Below are 1,741 nucleotides of genomic sequence, written 5' to 3'. Positions count from 1 at the left end.
CGCGGCGCGGGGCGTACTGCACCGGCGCGAGCGCGGTCCCGCGGGCGGCGAGGCGCAGGCGTTCGAGCCGCCCGAAGCCCACGGCAGTGGCAAGGGTCCCGGCAGCGACCGGGACCCCGATCACCGTGATCAGCAGGCCGGCCGCGAGGCAGAGGCCGGTGACCAGCACCGTGAAGGAGACCAGGGTGATCGGCAGGCCCCCGAGCACGTATCCCGTGTCCCGACCGAGGCGTGAGAGCGGGCCCCGCGTAGGTGCGAGGGTCACGGCAGAGGAGGGAGCAGTGGCCTCGACCGGGGCGGTCTCGGAGGAGCTGGCCTCGGGCCGGGTCTCCTCGGAGGGGGACCCCGCAGAGGCGGCGCTCTCGGCGCCGGAGCGCGTCGTCAAGTTCATGTGCTCGATCCTGCCGAGGTAGCGGTGGGGAGACGATCCTGCCTCCCGGTGGACCGGAGGTAGGGCTGGCCCCACCCCCGGGGGGGCGCGCTGGCGCTGGGCTCAGGCGTCGGGGGTCGGGGTGGGCGCGGGGGTGGCGTCCGGCGGGTCGATCACGGAGGGGCGGTCGTCGTCCTCACCCGGCGTCGACTCCCACTCGTGGCACCCGGTCATCACGAGGAGGGTCGTGCTGGCGGCGGTCCCGAAGTACACGCGCCCCCCGAACTCGTCCTCGGCGACACGGCGCACACCATCCGGTCGGTCGACGACGGTCGTCACCTCGCTGAACCCGTGCCGAGCGCTGATCTCCTCGACCACCTCGAGGAAGCGGGCGCGGTCCTCGCCCTCGTAGCTGCCCCGCGCCAGGAGCCCGCGGAAGGTCGCCGTCTCGGCCTCGGCGGACACCTCCGGGCACCCCGAGCGGGTCAGGCCGAAGCCCTCCTGGTCGGCCTCCCAGACCAGGCCGCCCGGGTCGGCCTCCAGAGCCTCGACGATCTCGACCTGCATGGCCTCGTAGCTGTCCAGCACCTGCTCCATCGACGGCCGGGCGTCCGTGGTGACCTCCTCTTCGCCCTGGGACCCACCCTGCGCGGCACAGCCGCCGACCGCAGCGGCCAGGGCCAGGGTCACGGCCCCCCACCATCGATGCTGCTTCGTCACCGCTCCACCTCGATCATCCGGTCCTCCGCACCGAGATCACCGTCGCGATCGTGTGCTGGTCGTCCAGGCTGCCCGTCACTCCCAACCGCGGGTCGCCTCCTCGAGGCGTTGGCGGCCCACGCGCGCCGTCGTCCGGCCGCGTTCGAGGAAGGTCGCCGCGAGCACGACGGCCAGGCCGAGCACCGCGACGAGCACCCACATGCCGGCCTGCCCGACGGCGGGCAGCAGCGCCACGAGCGGCACCACCACGGCCAGGGCGAGCCCCGCGAGCACCACGACGGCCCCGGTGACCAGCCGCCGTCGCACCCGCGTGGCGACCCCCCACAGGGCGAGGGCCACACCGATCGCCGCGGCGACCAGGGCGTGCAGCACGGAGTCCGTCACCGCCGACACGAAGGAGGAGACGACGAGGAAGGCCAAGCCGGCGAGCTCGAGCCCCGCGATGCCGCCGTCGGCCACGGGCTGGTCGTGGTCGCGCCGGTCGGCGCGCCAGACCGCGACGACGACGAGCAGCGCGAGCCCGACCGGGACGGTGAACCACACGGGGCTGGTGCCGACGGACTGCGCGGCGTACACGGCCCACGCGACCCAGGCGATCCCCGGGGCCGCCATGCGCAGCCCGAGGACCCGCCAGGCGACGCCGAGCGCGGC

The 1,741-nt window shown here is 75.0% G+C and carries 2 protein-coding genes and 1 pseudogene; all 3 read right to left on the bottom strand.

Features of this window, described 5'->3' with window-relative positions; translation table 11 throughout:
• A partial coding sequence (locus tag L0B03_RS17405; protein WP_250448218.1) for a sensor domain-containing protein occupies positions 1-391 on the bottom strand: 391 nt, incomplete at its 3' end.
• A 102-nt stretch (positions 392-493) separates the two neighbouring features.
• Positions 494-1,090, bottom strand: coding sequence for an LppA family lipoprotein (locus L0B03_RS17400; protein ID WP_250448216.1), 597 nt, complete (start codon positions 1,088-1,090; stop codon positions 494-496).
• Between the two features lie 75 nt (positions 1,091-1,165).
• Positions 1,166-1,741: pseudogene (locus L0B03_RS17395) on the bottom strand (hypothetical protein); the annotation flags it as partial.

It is taken from the genome of Actinotalea sp. C106 (assembly GCF_023630195.1).
Taxonomy (GTDB): domain Bacteria; phylum Actinomycetota; class Actinomycetes; order Actinomycetales; family Cellulomonadaceae; genus Actinotalea.
The sequence above is the reverse complement of the archived record's forward strand: the minus strand, read 5'-3'. Positions and strand labels throughout refer to the sequence as shown.